Origin of the sequence: Nocardioides sp. AX2bis (assembly GCF_902506435.1) — a bacterium.
Lineage (GTDB): Bacteria > Actinomycetota > Actinomycetes > Propionibacteriales > Nocardioidaceae > Nocardioides.
The window spans coordinates 2,894,303-2,908,802 of record NZ_LR733215.1 but is presented as its reverse complement, the minus strand read 5'-3'; the positions used below and the strand labels follow the sequence as shown (position 1 = coordinate 2,908,802).

Here is a 14,500-nt window from a genome sequence, read left to right as displayed (position 1 = left end):
CCCCCCTCCTGATGACCGCCGTCGTGTCCGGGAGCCTGCTGCTCGCCGGGTGCGGCGGGGGCGACGAGCCCGCCGCGGAGGGAACCCCGGCGCAGGTCGCCGAGGGCACCTCGCTGGAGCAGCTGCAGACCTGGCCGCTCACCGGGGAGCGCGTCGGTGGCGACGGGACGGCCGAGAAGGACCGGCCGGTCCTGGTCGTCAAGATGGACAACACCTCCTCGGCCGCCCCCCAGCTCGGCCTCTCGCAGGCCGACCTCGTCGTCGAGGAGCTCGTCGAGGGCGGCAGCACCCGCCTGGCGGCGTTCTTCTACGAGTCGCTGCCGGACAAGGTCGGCCCGGTGCGGTCGATGCGTGCCACCGACATCGGCATCGTGCAGCCGGTCGGAGCGGCCGTCGTGACCAGCGGCGCCGCCTCGCAGACCGTCGCGCGGGTCGTCGACGCCGGGATCACCTTCTTCAACGAGGGCGCGCCCGGGATGTCGCGCGACACGGCCCGCGTGGCGCCGTACAACCTGTTCGACGACCTCACCGTGACCGCGCAGGAGGCCGAGGGCAAGGCTGCCCGGCCCGACGACTACCTGGACTGGGGCAGCGCCGACGACCTGCCCGAGGGCCGCCCGGCCGCTGCGTTCTCGGCGGTCTTCTCCGGCGGCCACACGACGGACTGGCGGGCCACGCCCGACGGCTACGTCAACGACAACACCTACGCCGCCGACGGCGACGAGTTCCCGGCGCAGAACGTGCTCGTCCTGCGGGTGCAGGTCGGCGACGCCGGCTACACCGACCCCGCGGGCAACCCCGTGCCGGAGACCGACCTCACCGGCAGCGGCGCGGCCACGCTCTTCCACGACGGCCGGATGGTCGAGGCCACCTGGACCAAGCCCGACCTGGGCTCGCCGATCGAGCTGACCACCGGCACCGGCAAGGCCGAGGAGACCCTCGAGGTGCCGGCGGGCCACACCTGGATCGAGCTGGTGCCGCAGCAGGGCGGCGACCTGACGGTCGGCTGAGCCTCAGCCCGGGTCGACCAGGCGCAGTCGCGTGAGCACCTCGGGCACGGGGACGTCGGTCTCGGCGAGGATCCGGAAGCCGGCCAGGATGAACCCGATGGCGCCCTCGACCCGGGCGGCGGCGGCCTCCTTGTCGACCGCGCCGGCGACCTCCTCGCCCGCGGAGACCACGGCGCCGAAGAAGATCCGGGCGAAGGTCTGCACGGTCTCGTCGTCCAGCTGCCACGTCCCCGCGCCGACCATGGCGGCGACCAGGCTGACCACGGTGGCGAGGGTCGAGCGCTCCTCCTGCTCGCGGTAGCGCTCCCGCCCGAGGACCGCCGGGCCCTCCAGGATCACCACCCGTCGGTAGCGCTCCTCCTGCACGACGTCGAGGAAGACCCGCAGCCCCGCCTGGGCGGCCTCCCACGGGTCGTCCCGGGAGGCCACGGCCGCGCGCACCCGCGCGCTGGCGTCGTCGGCGACCCGCTCGAAGACGGCCTCGAAGAGCGCGACCTTGCCGCCGAAGTGGTGGTAGAGCGCCCCCTTGGTGACCGCGGCCCCGGCCACCACCTGGTCCAGCGACGTGGCGGCGTAGCCCTGCAGGGAGAACAGGTCCTCGGCGACGTCGACCAGCTTCAGCTTGGTGGAGGCGGAGTACTGCTGGCGCCGGGTGCCCGGGACCCCCGGCACGCCGGGCAGCTTCGGGACCTTGGGCGCGAGCTTGGAGACCGGGGACCGAGGCACCGGTGCAGTCTAGGACGCCGACGTGGCGCGGATCACGGCCGTTGTCGGAGGGATCACGTCCCGCCCCGGCTCTCCGGGGGTGTCCCCAGGGAAATCGCCGCATACTGTGAGTACGTACTCGCAGTATGCAAAGACGACCCCCGAGGAGCCAGCCATGAAGCAGCAGGTCCAGCACCGCCGCGCCCAGGTGCTCCGCGCCGCGCTCGCCGCGGTCGAGGAGCGCCGCGACACCTCCGTCCCGACCGACCTGCCCGGCGTCGACGCCACCTTCGGCGACGAGCTCTCCCTGCTGGGCGCCCTCACCCTGCGCTGGCACACCCGCCTGACCGGGCTCGTCGAGCGCGAGCAGCAGCGCACGCCGCGCGACCTGGCCGGCGCCACCGAGCGCGCCTGGGCCCGCGCCGCCGACGAGATGCCCGGCCTGCGGGCCCTGCTCGACCACCACCGCGAGCACCCGCGCGACGACCGGACGGCCGAGGCGATGGCCCGGGCCACCGCCACGGAGCACGCGCTGCTGGCCGTCGCCGCCGGACGTGCCGGGGTCGGCGACCCGCGTGCCGCCCGCGCCGGCGTGGCGGTCGAGCAGGCCGCCCGAGCCCGCCGCCTGGCCGGGCTGACCGCCCTGGCCGCCCGTGCGGCGGACGACGGTGCGGCGGTCGCCCTGGCGGCGTACCGTCCGCGTCGCGGGCTCCTCGGGCGGCTCCGGTCGCTCGTCGCCGCCTGAGCCGTCACACTGGCGGCATGACCGAGCCCCCCGTCGCGCCCCGCCCCGGGCCGGTGCCGCCCGGCGCCGGGATGCTGCTGGTGGCCGCCCCGGCGCTGCTCGACCCGAACTTCGCCGACACGGTGGTGCTCCTGCTCGACGTCAACGACGAGGGTGCGCTGGGGGTCGTGCTCAACCGGCCCTCCCCGGTGCCGGTCGCCGAGGTGCTGCCCGAGTGGGGCGCGCTCGCGAGCGAGCCCGAGGTGCTCTTCCACGGCGGCCCGGTGGGCCCCGACGGCGCCCTCGCCGTGGTGCTGGTCGGCGGACCCACCGACGACCCCGCCGGCCGGGTCGGCTTCCGCGAGGTCGCGGGCGGCGTGGGCCTCGTCGACCTCGAGACCCCCGTCGAGCTGGTCGCCGAGGGCCTGGCCGCGCTGCGCGTCTTCGCCGGGTACGCCGGATGGGGCGCGGGCCAGCTCGAGGACGAGATCGCCGAGGGCAGCTGGTACGTCGTCCCCGGCGAGCCGCACGACGCCTTCCACCCCGACACGGGCGGGTTGTGGCGCGAGGTGCTGCGCCGCCAGCCCGACGAGCTGGCCTGGGCCTCCACCCGCCCGGCCGACCCCGGCCTGAACTGACCCCGGCCGGAACCGACCCGGACCTGATCTAGACTCTGACGCGTGACCACCATCGGATTCTCGACAGACCAGGACGTCCGCGAGGACCGCCGGACGGTCCCGACGGACGAGGGTGACCACGAGCGCTTCTCGCACTACGTGGAGAAGGACAAGCTCACCGAGGCGATGATCATGGGCACCCCGGTCGTCGCGCTGTGCGGCAAGGTCTGGGTGCCGAGCCGGGACCCGCAGAAGTTCCCCACGTGCCCCGAGTGCCAGGAGATCTGGGACTCCATGAAGGACGACCAGGGCCCCGAGGCGTGAGCGGGGGCGAACCTGCCCGCACCGACCACGACGACCTCTTCTCGACACCCGCGGCCCCGGTCGCGGACGCCCTCACCCCGGCCTGGCCCGAGCGGGCCGCCTGGGGGACCGCACCCTCGCTGCGGGCCTGGCAGTCCGCCGCGCTGCGCGACTACCTCGACCGCCAGCCCCAGGACTTCCTGGCCGTGGCCACGCCGGGCGCGGGCAAGACGACGTTCGCGCTGTCGGTGGCCTCGGAGCTGATCGGGCGGCGCATCGTCGACCGGATCATCGTGGTGGCCCCGACCGAGCACCTGAAGAACCAGTGGGCCGAGGCCGCGGCCCGGGCCGGCATCCCGATCGACCCGGCGTACTCCGCGGGCAAGGGCCGGATCGCCAGCGACTACCTCGGGGTGGCGGTCACCTACGCCGGCGTCGCGGTGAACCCGCTGGCGCTGCGCATCCGTACGGAGCGCTTCAAGACGCTGGTCATCCTCGACGAGGTGCACCACGCCGCCGACGCGCTGTCGTGGGGCGAGGGCGTGCAGGAGGCCTTCCAGCCGGCCGCGCGCCGCCTGGCCCTGACCGGCACCCCGTTCCGCTCCGACGTGAACCCGATCCCGTTCGTCACCTACGCCCCCGGCAAGGACGGCGTGCCGCGCTCGGTGGCCGACTACACCTACGGCTACGCCCACGCGCTGGCCGACCACGTGGTGCGGCCGGTGCTGTTCCTGGCCTACTCGGGCGAGATGAGCTGGCGTACCCGGGCCGGGGACGAGATCGCGGCCCGGCTCGGCGAGCCGATGACCAAGGACCTGACCAACCAGGCGCTGCGCACCGCGCTGGACCCCGCCGGGTCGTGGGTGCCGTCGGTGCTCGAGGCCGCCGACCGGCGCCTGTCGGAGGTGCGTCGCCACGTCCCGGACGCCGGTGGCCTGGTGATCGCCACCGACCAGGAGTCGGCGCGGGCCTACGCCAAGACCCTGCGGGCGATCTCGGGGGAGGCGCCGACGCTGGTGCTCTCCGACGAGAAGGCGTCCTCGAAGAAGATCAGCACCTTCACCGACGACGGCTCGCGGTGGATGGTCGCGGTCCGGATGGTCTCCGAGGGCGTCGACGTGCCCCGGCTCGCGGTCGGCGTGTGGGCCACCACCACCGCCACGCCGCTGTTCTTCGCCCAGGCCGTCGGCCGCTTCGTCCGCGCCCGGACCCGGGGGGAGAGCGCGTCGGTGTTCCTGCCCTCGGTGCCGGGGCTGCTGTCCTTCGCCTCGCAGATGGAGGTCGAGCGCGACCACGTCCTGGGGCGCAGGGTCACCGACGAGGACGACCTCCACGCCGCCGAGGACGACCTGCTGGCCCAGGCGAACGCCGCCGAGAAGGCCTCCGACTCGCTCGCCGACGACGGGCTGCCGTTCGAGGCGCTCGGGTCGCAGGCCAGCTTCGACCACGCGCTCTACGAGGGCGCCGCGTTCGGACACGAGGGCGAGGTGCAGGTCGGCTCCGAGGAGGAGATGGACTTCCTCGGCATCCCCGGCCTGCTCGAGCCCGGCCAGATGCGCGAGCTGCTCCAGCACCGGCAGAGCGAGCGGCGCCGCACCCAGAGCGCCCAGCGCGCCGCGCGGCCGGACCCGGACGCCGCGGAGACGGTCCGGTCGGTGTCGACCCACGAGCAGCTGGCGCTGCTGCGGCGTGAGCTCAACGGGCTGGTCGGCGCCTGGCACCACCGCACCGGCCAGGCCCACGGCATCACCCACGCCGCGCTGCGCAAGGAGTGCGGCGGGCCCGCGGCCGCGGTGGCCAACGCCGAGCAGCTGCAGGCCCGGATCGACCGGGTGCGCGACTGGGCGGCACGCCGGACGTCCTGACCGCTGCCGCACCGCGGTGGTGCGGCAGGCTGGGGCCATGGACCAGACCGAGCCCGCACCGCCGCCGCCCGTCCTCGCCACCATGACCGGGATGGAGCAGCTGCAGGCGATGATCGAGGGCCGGCTGCCGCACGCCCCGATCGCCGACACCCTCGGCCTGGTCGAGTTCGGGGGCGAGCAGGGCTCGATCTCGGTCGCGCTCGTGCCCGAGCGTCGTCACTACAACCCGCTCGGGACGGTCCACGGCGGCGTGCTGTCGACCCTGCTCGACACCGCGGCGGCCTGCTCGGTGCACTCCACGCTCGCGGTCGGCGAGCGTTACACCTCGCTCGACCTCACCGTGAAGTTCCTGCGCGCGGTCACCGAGGACACCGGTCGGGTCCGCGCGGTCGGGCGGGTCCTGCACCGCGGGCGGCGGACGGCCCTGGCCGAGGCCACGCTGACCGACGAGGCCGGTCGTGTGGTCGCCCACGCCACGTCGAGCTGCCTGATCATGTCCTGACGCGGCCGGGGCCGGGCGTCAGGTCGCGGCCCGCACCAGCGGGCGTACCCGGTGGGGGACCAGCGTGGCCAGCGCGACCACGGTGGCCGAGCGGACCACGCCCTCCAGCGAGACCACGCGGTCGATGACCCGCTGCAGGTCGGGGTTGCCGCGGGCGACCACCCGGCACCACAGGTCGCCGACCCCGGTGATCGTGCAGACCTCGAGCACCTCGGGGATCTCGGCCAGCCGCGCCGCCACCGCGTCGTGCCCGCCGGCCTGGCTGATCTCGAGGGTCAGGAACGCGGTCACCCCGTAGCCGAGCGCCTCGGGGGACAGGTCCGGGCCCCAGCCGGTGACCACGCCGCGGGACTCCAGCTTGTCCAGCCGGGCCTGCACGGTGCCGCGGGCGACGCCGAGGCGACGGGAGGCCTCCAGCACCCCCACCCGCGGCTCGGCGGCGAGCAGGTCGATCAGGTTGCGGTCCAGGTCGTCGAGCATCCGGCCCTCCGGTGGTCAATCTGTCCAGTGTTTCGGGCAACGGTGGCACAGGTTGCCCCGCCGGGCCACCCTGGGCGCATGACGCTGACCCACGACGAGCTCAAGGCCGACCTGACCCTGGACCAGCTGCACGACCTGGTCGGGCTGGTGGAGTACGACGCCAGCCGCGACCCGTTCCCGGTGACCGCGATGGACGCGATCGGGTTCGTGGTCGGCAACGCCACGCAGGCGGCGTCGTACTACCAGCTGGCCCTGGGCATGGAGCTGGTCGCCTACCGCGGCCCCGAGACCGGTCACCGCGGCGAGAAGTCGTACGTCCTGCGCTCGGGCAGCGCCCGGTTCGTGGTCTCCGGCGGCGTCACCCCGGACAGCCCGCTGCTGGACCACCACCGCCGGCACGGCGACGGCGTCGTCGACCTCGCCCTCGAGGTGCCCGACGTGGACCGCTGCGTGGAGCACGCCCGCTCGGTCGGCGCGACCGTGCTGGTCGAGCCGCACGACGAGACCGACGAGCACGGCACCGTGCGCACCGCGGCGATCGCGACCTACGGCGAGACCCGGCACACGCTGGTCGACCGCAGCGGCTACGACGGCCCGTACCTGCCCGGCTACGTCGCCCGCAGCAGCACGCTGGTGCGTCCCGCGGGCGCCCCGAAGCGGCTCTTCCAGGCCGTCGACCACTGCGTCGGCAACGTCGAGCTCGGCCGGATGGACGAGTGGGTCGAGTTCTACCGCCGCGTCATGGGCTTCACCAACATGGCCGAGTTCATCGGCGACGACATCGCCACCGACTACTCCGCCCTGATGAGCAAGGTCGTGGCCAGCGGCAACCACCGGGTGAAGTTCCCGCTCAACGAGCCGGCCGTGGCCCGCAAGAAGTCGCAGATCGACGAGTACCTGGAGTTCTACGACGGCGCCGGGTGCCAGCACCTCGCCCTGGCCACCGGCGACATCCTGGGCACCGTCGACGCGATGCGCGCCGCCGGCGTCGAGTTCCTCGACACGCCCGACTCCTACTACGACGACCCGGAGCTGCGGGCCCGGATCGGGAAGGTCCGGGTGCCGATCGAGGAGCTGCGCTCGCGCGGGATCCTGGTCGACCGCGACGAGGACGGCTACCTGCTCCAGATCTTCACCAAGCCGGTCGGCGACCGCCCGACGGTCTTCTTCGAGCTGATCGAGCGGCACGGCTCGCTCGGCTTCGGCAAGGGCAACTTCAAGGCGCTCTTCCAGGCCATCGAGCGCGAGCAGGAGCTGCGCGGGAACCTCTAGGACGCGGGGCCCTAGTCCAGGTCGCCGACGGCGACGGCCTGGCCCTCGGCCTCGCTGAGCGCGTCCGGGAGGTGTTCGCCGCGAAGGTGCCTGGCGCCGACGGCGAGCACCACCATCGCGACGACCACGACGCCGGCCCCCATCCAGAACGGCGCGTGGACGCTGAGGTCCTCGCCCAGCTTCCCAGCCGCGAAGGGGGCCACGGCGCCGCCGGAGAAGCGCACGAACGAGTACGCGGCCGAGGCGACGGGGCGCTCGACCGGGGCGGCGCCCATCACGGCCTCGGTGATCACCGTGTTGTTGACGCCCAGGAAGGCCCCGGCGACGACCACGCCGACCACGAGGACGGTCTTGGAGTCGGTCCAGACCGCCATCGCGACGAAGTCGAGCGCGAACAGCGCCAGCGAGCCGAGCACGGTGGGCACGGCGCCGAAGCGGCGCTGCAGGCGCGGGGCGAGCCAGACCGAGGAGACGGCCAGCAGGATGCCCCAGCCGAAGAACACCAGGCCCACCTGCTGGGCGGTCATGTCCAGCGGGAACGGGGTGAAGGCCAGCAGCGTGAAGAAGCCCATGTTGTAGAACAGCGCGGTCAGGGCGATGGTCAGCAGCCCGGGGTGGCGCAGCGCCCGGATCGGGTCGGCGAGCGACGTACGGGTCCCGGTGCTCGGCGTGGCCGGCAGCAGGACCGCGGTGGCCACGAGCGCGACGAGCATCAGCACGGAGACGCCGAGGAACGGGGCGCGCCAGCTGATCGAGCCGAGGGCGCCGCCGAGCAGCGGGCCGGCCGCGATGCCCAGGCCGAGGGCGGCCTCGAACAGGATGATCGCCTGTGCGGTGGAGCCCCGCGCGGAGACCACGATGGTCGACAGCGCGGTGGCGATGAACAGCGCGTTGCCCAGGCCCCACCCGGCGCGGAAGCCGACGATCTCGCCGACGGAGCCGGACAGGCCGGCCAGCCCGGCGAAGACGATGATGAGGGCCAGGCCGAGCAGCAGCGTGCGCTTGGCGCCGATCCGGCTGGAGACCACGCCGGTGACCAGCATCGCCACGCCCATCACGGCCATGTAGCTGGTGAACAGCAGCGAGACCTGGCTCGGGGACGCGTCCAGCTGGTCGGCGATCGGCTTGAGGATGGGGTCGACCAGGCCGATGCCCATGAAGGCGATGACGCAGGCGAAGGCGACCGCCCAGACCGCGCGGGGCTGGTTGAGCAGGGAGCGCGGGCCGGCCGGGGAGCCAGTCCTGGGGTCGGTGGTGGCGGTGGTGGTGGTCACGGTGTCCTCTCGGGCTCGGTGGGCGGGGTGAGCAGGTCACGCAGCACGGCGACGGCGGTGGCCAGCTCCTCGGGGGTGCGGCCGGGGTGGGCGGCCAGGCGGTCGGCGACGTCCTGGCCGTTGGTGCGGCGCACGGCGCCCAGCTCGGCGCGCCCGTGCGTGGTGAGCGCCACGACGCTGCTGCGTGCGTCCTCGGGGTGCGGCCGCTTGTCGACCAGGCCGGCCTCCAGCAGCCGGCCGACGCTGGCCGACATCGTGGGCTGGGCGCAGCCGTCGAGGGCGGCCAGCGCGGTGACGGTCAGCGGACCGTGCTCGTCGAGGAACGACAGCACGCGGACCCCGCCGGGCAGCGCGTGGTCGCGGCGCACCTGGCGGACCAGGCGCGCGGCGTACATGACCAGGTCGCTGCCGAGGTCGGCGGTCGTCGGTGAGCTCACGTGACGAATCTACATAGGGAGGCTATGTAGTGCCAGTGGACGTGAGCGGGGTCACCGACTTGGATGGTCCGGTGGCGGACTACGTGGCCTTCCTCCGGGCGATCAACCTCGGTGCGACCCGGAAGTTCGACAAGGCCGCGATCGTGGCGGCCACCGAGGGGGCCGGGTTCACTGGCGTGGCCACCCACATCAACACCGGCAACGTGCGGCTCACGACCCGGCTGCGCTCGCGGGAGCGGGTGCGCGACGTGCTCGAGGCGGCGTACCTCGCCGACCGAGGGTTCGCGGTGCCGGTGGCGGTGCTGACGCCCGAGGAGCTGCGGCAGGCGGTGGTCGACGGCCACGCCCTGGCCGCGACGATGCCGGAGGGCTGGGACGGGCGGGCCTACGCCTCGCTGCTGCGCGACGAGCCGACGCCCGAGGGCGTCGCCGCGCTGGAGGCGTGCAGCACCGAGGACGAGCTGGCGGTCGTCCGCGGCCGCGTGGCCCACCTGATGGTGCGCGGGTACGGCACCTCGCGGATGACCAACGTGGCGGTCGAGCGGCAGATCGGGGTGTCGACCAACCGGGCGCTGTCGGTGGTCGAGCAGGTCGTCACGAAGTGGTGCTGAGCGCCTCGTCCGGGGCCGGGGCGGTGGGTCGGTCGGCGCGGCGCAGTCCCCGTACGGCGGGGGAGAGCAGCACCAGCACGCAGACCACCACGTGCACGGCGCCGGCGGCCAGGAGCACGTCGCGGAACCCGAAGGCGGCCGCGAGCGGGCCGAAGGCGACCTGCCCGACCGGGATCGCGACGAAGGAGCCCAGGGCGTCGTAGGAGTAGACCCGCGAGAGCATCTCGTCGGGCACGTGCTCCTGCATGGCCAGGTTCCAGCCCATGCTGAACAGCTCGATGCCGGCACCGGCGAGCAGGGCCAGGCCGGCGAGCAGGAGCAGCTCGGGGCGCGCGCCCAGGGCGACCAGGGGTGGCGCCATCAGCAGCATCCCGACCATGCCCAGCAGCAGCGGGCGCTCCAGCCGGGTGCGGAGCAGGACCAGCGTCATCAGCAGCAGGCCGGCGCCCTCGGCGGAGACCACCAGGCCCCAGCCCTGGGCGCCGATGGTGTCCTGGGCCCGGGCCGGTCCGAGCGTCGTCCACGCCCCCGCATGGAGGGCGTTGAGGGCACCGAAGGCCAGGACGACGACCCACAGCCACGTCGTCGACCGCACGAACGACCAGCCCTCCCGCAGCTCGGCGAACGTGCCGGGGGCGGCCTCGTCGGACGGTCGGGCCACGCGCGGGGGGACCCGGACGAAACCGAGCAGGACCGCGGCGACGAGCCAGGCGGCGGCGTCGACCGCCAGCGCCCAGCCGGCGCCGGCGGTGACGACGAGCAGCGCCCCGATGCTCGGGCCCAGGACCACCAGCGCGGAGCGGGCCAGCGAGACCAGCGCGTTGGCCTGCTGGAGCTGCTCGCGCGGCACCAGGCTCGGCATGATCGCAGCCATCGCGGGGAAGCCGAAGGCGCTCGCCGTGCCGTGCAGCAGGCTGAGCACCACCAGCATCCAGATCTCGGCCACGCCGGTCAGCACCAGAGCGGCGACGAGGCCCTGGGTGAGGGCCGAGGTGAGGTTCGAGACCTGGAGCACCGCCGTGCGGCGGAACCGGTCCGCGACCACGCCGCCCCAGAGCACGAAGACGATCATGGGCACGGTGTGGGCGGCCAGGACGTACCCGAGCGCGGCCGGGTCGTCGGTGATGCCCAGCACCGCGAACGCCAGCGCGACCGAGGCCATGAAGGTGCCGGCCATGTTGACCACGCGCGAGGCGTAGTAGAAGCGGAAGGGGCGGGCCGCCAGCGGGGCCAGTGAGGCGCCGGTCCTCACGAGGGGTCCGTCGGGGTCGGCTCGTCGGACATGGCGAAGGTCCAGGTGGTCTGGGCGACGTGGACCGTGCCGGGGGTGCGCGGGGGGCGGTTGGCGGCGTGCAGCAGCCGGCTGGCCTCGAGCAGCAGGTCGCGCGCCCGCTCGTACGTCCCCGGGTCGACCCAGCCCTCGAGGTCGCTGTGGAAGCCCCGTCCGGCGTGGCGCCGCGCGCGACGCTCGAGCTCGACGGCGACGGCGCGGACGTACGCGGCCTGCTCGTCGGGCGTGGCCCGGGAGCCGCCGTCGGGCGGCGTCGTCGACTCCTGCTCGGCGCGCTCGTGGGGGTAGCGGTAGCGCTTGGCCACCCCGCCGCGGATCCGCTCCTCCCCGGCCTCGACCAGCTCACCGACGTCGCGCAGCACGCGCAGGTGGTAGGAGGCGTTGGCGTGGGTGATCCCCAGCTCGCGCGCCACCTCGGCCGCGCTCATCGCGCTCCCGGTCAGCAGGCTCAGCATCCGCAGGCGTACGGGGTGGGCGGTCGCCCGCAGCGCGGCGATCCGCTGCTCGTCGTCCGTCACGGAAACCTCCCAAGAAGTCGTTGGGAGTCAGTCTGTGGTGGGTCCCGCCGACTGTCAAGCAGTCGTTGGGGGGTGGTGCGAATAGCAGCGGATCGGTGTCACGTGGTGGCAGTGATCCAATGCTGTCGTGCCGCGACCGACCGGGGCCTCAGTGCCCGCGGAACTCCGGGCGCCGGCGCTCGGAGAACGCGCGCATCCCCTCGGCCGCGTCGTCGGTGCGCAGCAGCAGGGACTGGCCGCTGCGCTCCCTCTCGAGGGCGGGGTCGAGCTCGACGAGGGTGGCGGCGTTGACCGCGCGCTTGGTCGCGGCCAGCGCCAGCGGGGGACCGGCGGCGAGTCGGCGTACGACGTCCTCGGCCGTCTCCGCGAGCGCCTCGTCGTCGACGAGGTGGCTCACCAGGCCGGCGGCGTGGGCCTCCTCGCCGGACAGCGGCTCGGCCAGCAGCGCCATCCGCATCGCCCGGGCCCGGCCCACGGAGGCGGCGACGGTCGCGCTGGCCCCACCGTCGGGCATCAGCCCGATCCGCGCGAAGGCCAGCAGGAACCGCGCCGACCGCGCCGCCACGACGAGGTCGCAGGCCAGGGCCAGCGAGCAGCCGACGCCGGCGGCCACCCCGCCGACCGCGGCCACGACCGGCTTGTCGAGGGCCACCACGGCCCGCACCAGCCGGTTGGCGCGGTCCAGCGCCCGGTGGTCGAGCCGCTCGTGGGCGTCGGTGCCGCCGATGTCGGCGCCCGCGCAGAACGCGCCGCCGGAGCCGCCCAGCAGCACCACCCGTACGTCCTCGCGGGCCACGGCGCCCTCGAGCTCGGTGGCGAGCGCGTCGTTCATCGCGTCCGTCATCGCGTTGAGCGCGGCGGGCCGGTTCATCGTCAGCCGCAGCACGCCGTCGGTGCAGGAGACGAGCAGGTCGGTGGCGGGCTCGGAGCCGTCGTGGGCCATGGCCGGGAGTGTGCCACCATGACGAGGTGTCAGCCCCGAGCCCCGTCGAGGTCGAGCCGACCCGGGTCCCGGACGAGCTGGTCGTCCCCGCGAAGCCGTGGGTGACCATCGTCTGGAACGACCCGGTGAACCTCATGTCCTACGTGACCTACGTCTTCCGCACCTACTTCGGCTACAGCAAGAAGAAGGCCGAGAAGCTGATGATGGAGGTCCACGAGGACGGCCGCTCCGTGGTCAGCAACGGCTCGCGCGAGGAGATGGAGCGCGACGTGCAGGCGATGCACGAGTACGGCCTGTGGGCGACCCTCTCGCAACAGGACTGACCCCCCACCCCGAGGACCGCCCCATGACCGGCTTCACCCGCCACCGCCGCAGCCGGCGCGTGATCGCGACCTTCTCCGGCTTCGAGGCCGACCTGCTGCGCTCGCTGGCCGGCCAGCTGGTCGAGCTGCTGCGCAACGAGGCCGCCGTGCCCGACGAGGGGCGCGACCCGCTGGAGGCGATGCTGGACTTCTCCGGGCCCACCGACGCCCCCGAGGACCCCGTGCTGGCCCGGCTCTTCCCGACGGCCTACGCCGAGGACGACGAGGCCGCCTCGGAGTTCCGCCGGTTCACCGAGGGCGGTCTGCGCGACGGCAAGGCGCGCGCGGCGGCTCAGGTCATCGACACCCTCGAGGAGGCCGGGCTGCCCCCGCAGCTCGAGGAGGACGGGCTGATGATCGACGTCGAGCTCGACGAGGCCGCCGCCCAGACGTGGCTGCGCTCCTTCACCGACGTACGCCTGGCCCTGGCCGTCCGCCTCGGGGTCGAGGAGGGCGACGAGGAGGTCTGGTTCTCGATGCCCGACGACGACCCGCGCGCCCAGGCGCACGACATCTTCGAGTGGGTCGGCTACCTCCAGGAGACCCTGGTCCAGGCCCTCACCGACGGCTGAGCCGCCCGCCGTGGACCGTCGCCACCTCGAGTACTTCCTCGCCGTCGCCGAGGCCGGCAGCTTCACCCGCGCCGCCGCCCGGCTGACCATCGCGCAGCCCTCGCTGTCGCACGCGGTGCGCCTGCTCGAGCGCGAGCTCGGCGCGGACCTCTTCGAGCGCGGCGGTCGCGGCGTCCGGCTGACCCCCGCCGGCGAGGCGCTGGTCGCCCCGGCCCGGCGCACGCTGCGCTCCTTCAGCCTGGCCGCCGGTGCGGTCCGCGGCGCGAGCGACACCGGGTACGGCCGGGTCCGCGTCATCACCAACACGCTCTGGGCGATGGACCCGCTGGTGCGCGTCATCGGCGCCTTCCGGCAGGTACGCCCCGGCGCGCGGATCGTGGTGGTCGACCCGGTCCACCGCAGCGACGTGCTCGAGGCGGTCCGCTCCGGAGAGGCCGACCTCGGCCTGGTCGGCGGCACCCCGCCGGGCGGCCCGCTGGCCACGCAGTGGCTCGGCGACCAGGACCTGGTGGCCGTCGTGCCGCGGGCCCGGTCCGGCCTGCCCTCCCCGCTCGGCGTCGCCGACCTCCTGCCGCTCGGGCTGGTCACCACACCGGCCGGCACCGCCCTGCGCGAGTACGTCGACGCGCTGCTCGCCGAGGCAGGGCTGCCCGAGGAGGCGGCGGTCGAGACCGCCCACCTCGCCGCGGTCGTCCCCCTCGTCGCGGCCGGGGCCGGGGCCGCGCTGCTGCCGGTCGGCCTGGCGGCCGGGCTCACCGCGGGCTCGCCCGGCGGGCCGGACGCCGGCGTCGAGATCCTCCCGCTGGCCGGCGCGCCCCGGACCTCGGTGCACCTCGTCTGGCGCCGCGACGGGCTGCCGGAGCTCGCCGCGCACTTCCTCGAGGTCGCGCGCTCTCTGCACGCCGACGACCGCGCCGTGGCGCATGACATAGCCACAAACTATGGGCGCACCAGACAACGCGACTGAGGAACGGTCGTGCTCGGCCTTGCGATCGACCTAGCCTCTGAGGGTGG

The 14,500-nt window shown here is 74.4% G+C and carries 18 protein-coding genes; 11 read left to right on the top strand and 7 right to left on the bottom strand.

All coding sequences use genetic code 11. From position 1 onward, the window contains the following. The coding region (locus GV155_RS13925) for a DUF3048 domain-containing protein (RefSeq protein WP_236554328.1) at positions 1–1,010 on the top strand (1,010 nt) is incomplete at its 5' end. Between the two features lie 3 nt (positions 1,011–1,013). On the opposite strand, the gene GV155_RS13920 is transcribed toward GV155_RS13925, so the two are convergent. Beyond that, positions 1,014–1,736, bottom strand: a complete 723-nt coding sequence (locus GV155_RS13920) for a TetR/AcrR family transcriptional regulator (RefSeq protein WP_160008853.1) — start codon at positions 1,734–1,736, stop codon at positions 1,014–1,016. Between the two features lie 154 nt (positions 1,737–1,890). Here GV155_RS13920 and GV155_RS13915 point away from each other — a divergent pair, with 154 nt between their 5' ends. From GV155_RS13915 to GV155_RS13895, 5 genes are read left to right on the top strand one after another with little or no spacing between them, the layout of a single operon-like run. Continuing rightward, positions 1,891–2,460 (top strand): hypothetical protein, encoded by a 570-nt coding sequence (locus tag GV155_RS13915; RefSeq protein WP_160008851.1) that lies wholly within the window; start codon positions 1,891–1,893, stop codon positions 2,458–2,460. Positions 2,461–2,477: 17 nt separating this feature from the next. Beyond that, positions 2,478–3,077 carry a YqgE/AlgH family protein gene (locus GV155_RS13910; RefSeq protein ID WP_160008849.1) on the top strand — a complete coding sequence of 200 codons (600 nt, stop codon included), beginning with the start codon at positions 2,478–2,480 and terminating at the stop codon, positions 3,075–3,077. Between the two features lie 51 nt (positions 3,078–3,128). Then, entirely contained in the window at positions 3,129–3,380 is a 252-nt protein-coding gene (locus GV155_RS13905; protein WP_236554500.1) for a DUF3039 domain-containing protein, read from the top strand. Next, complete coding sequence (locus GV155_RS13900) at positions 3,377–5,224, top strand: DEAD/DEAH box helicase (protein ID WP_160008845.1); 1,848 nt, start codon at positions 3,377–3,379, stop codon at positions 5,222–5,224. Before GV155_RS13905 ends, GV155_RS13900 begins: the two co-directional genes overlap by 4 nt. 37 nt (positions 5,225–5,261) lie before the next feature. Beyond that, the gene (locus GV155_RS13895; RefSeq protein WP_160008843.1) at positions 5,262–5,726 is read left to right on the top strand and encodes a PaaI family thioesterase; all 465 of its coding nucleotides are present in this window, start codon (positions 5,262–5,264) and stop codon (positions 5,724–5,726) included. Positions 5,727–5,744: 18 nt separating this feature from the next. Here the strand turns inward: GV155_RS13895 and GV155_RS13890 are convergent, their stop codons facing one another. Further along, positions 5,745–6,206 carry an Lrp/AsnC family transcriptional regulator gene (locus tag GV155_RS13890; protein WP_160008841.1) on the bottom strand — a complete coding sequence of 154 codons (462 nt, stop codon included), beginning with the start codon at positions 6,204–6,206 and terminating at the stop codon, positions 5,745–5,747. 78 nt (positions 6,207–6,284) lie between these two features. On the opposite strand from GV155_RS13890, the gene hppD reads away from it, so the two are divergent. After that, positions 6,285–7,478 carry a 4-hydroxyphenylpyruvate dioxygenase gene (hppD, locus tag GV155_RS13885; protein ID WP_160008839.1) on the top strand — a complete coding sequence of 398 codons (1,194 nt, stop codon included), beginning with the start codon at positions 6,285–6,287 and terminating at the stop codon, positions 7,476–7,478. Positions 7,479–7,489: 11 nt separating this feature from the next. Here the strand turns inward: hppD and GV155_RS13880 are convergent, their stop codons facing one another. Both GV155_RS13880 and GV155_RS13875 read right to left on the bottom strand, forming a co-directional pair. Beyond that, entirely contained in the window at positions 7,490–8,752 is a 1,263-nt protein-coding gene (locus GV155_RS13880) for an MFS transporter (RefSeq protein ID WP_236554327.1), read from the bottom strand. Beyond that, entirely contained in the window at positions 8,749–9,189 is a 441-nt protein-coding gene (locus tag GV155_RS13875; RefSeq protein WP_236554326.1) for a MarR family winged helix-turn-helix transcriptional regulator, read from the bottom strand. Before GV155_RS13875 ends, GV155_RS13880 begins: the two co-directional genes overlap by 4 nt. Before the next feature lie 71 nt (positions 9,190–9,260). Here GV155_RS13875 and GV155_RS13870 point away from each other — a divergent pair, with 71 nt between their 5' ends. Continuing rightward, a complete protein-coding gene (locus GV155_RS13870; RefSeq protein WP_160008837.1) occupies positions 9,261–9,800 on the top strand; it encodes a DUF1697 domain-containing protein in 540 nt (179 codons plus the stop codon). Here GV155_RS13870 and GV155_RS13865 read toward each other — a convergent pair. The 3 genes from GV155_RS13865 to GV155_RS13855 all read right to left on the bottom strand — a co-directional run bounded on the left by GV155_RS13865 (position 9,784) and on the right by GV155_RS13855 (position 12,552). Next, entirely contained in the window at positions 9,784–11,052 is a 1,269-nt protein-coding gene (locus GV155_RS13865) for an MFS transporter (protein ID WP_160008835.1), read from the bottom strand. The genes GV155_RS13870 and GV155_RS13865 overlap by 17 nt on opposite strands. Then, the gene (locus GV155_RS13860; RefSeq protein ID WP_201300171.1) at positions 11,049–11,609 is read right to left on the bottom strand and encodes an ArsR/SmtB family transcription factor; all 561 of its coding nucleotides are present in this window, start codon (positions 11,607–11,609) and stop codon (positions 11,049–11,051) included. Before GV155_RS13860 ends, GV155_RS13865 begins: the two co-directional genes overlap by 4 nt. 148 nt (positions 11,610–11,757) lie before the next feature. Beyond that, positions 11,758–12,552 (bottom strand): enoyl-CoA hydratase-related protein, encoded by a 795-nt coding sequence (locus GV155_RS13855; RefSeq protein WP_160008833.1) that lies wholly within the window; start codon positions 12,550–12,552, stop codon positions 11,758–11,760. A 26-nt stretch (positions 12,553–12,578) separates the two neighbouring features. Here GV155_RS13855 and clpS point away from each other — a divergent pair, with 26 nt between their 5' ends. From clpS to GV155_RS13840, 3 genes are read left to right on the top strand one after another with little or no spacing between them, the layout of a single operon-like run. Further along, the gene (gene clpS / locus GV155_RS13850) at positions 12,579–12,875 is read left to right on the top strand and encodes an ATP-dependent Clp protease adapter ClpS (protein ID WP_160008831.1); all 297 of its coding nucleotides are present in this window, start codon (positions 12,579–12,581) and stop codon (positions 12,873–12,875) included. Between the two features lie 23 nt (positions 12,876–12,898). Beyond that, the gene (locus tag GV155_RS13845) at positions 12,899–13,486 is read left to right on the top strand and encodes a DUF2017 domain-containing protein (RefSeq protein ID WP_160008829.1); all 588 of its coding nucleotides are present in this window, start codon (positions 12,899–12,901) and stop codon (positions 13,484–13,486) included. A gap of 10 nt (positions 13,487–13,496) precedes the next feature. After that, positions 13,497–14,453 (top strand): LysR family transcriptional regulator, encoded by a 957-nt coding sequence (locus GV155_RS13840; RefSeq protein WP_160008827.1) that lies wholly within the window; start codon positions 13,497–13,499, stop codon positions 14,451–14,453. The last annotated feature ends 47 nt before the right edge of the window (positions 14,454–14,500 follow it).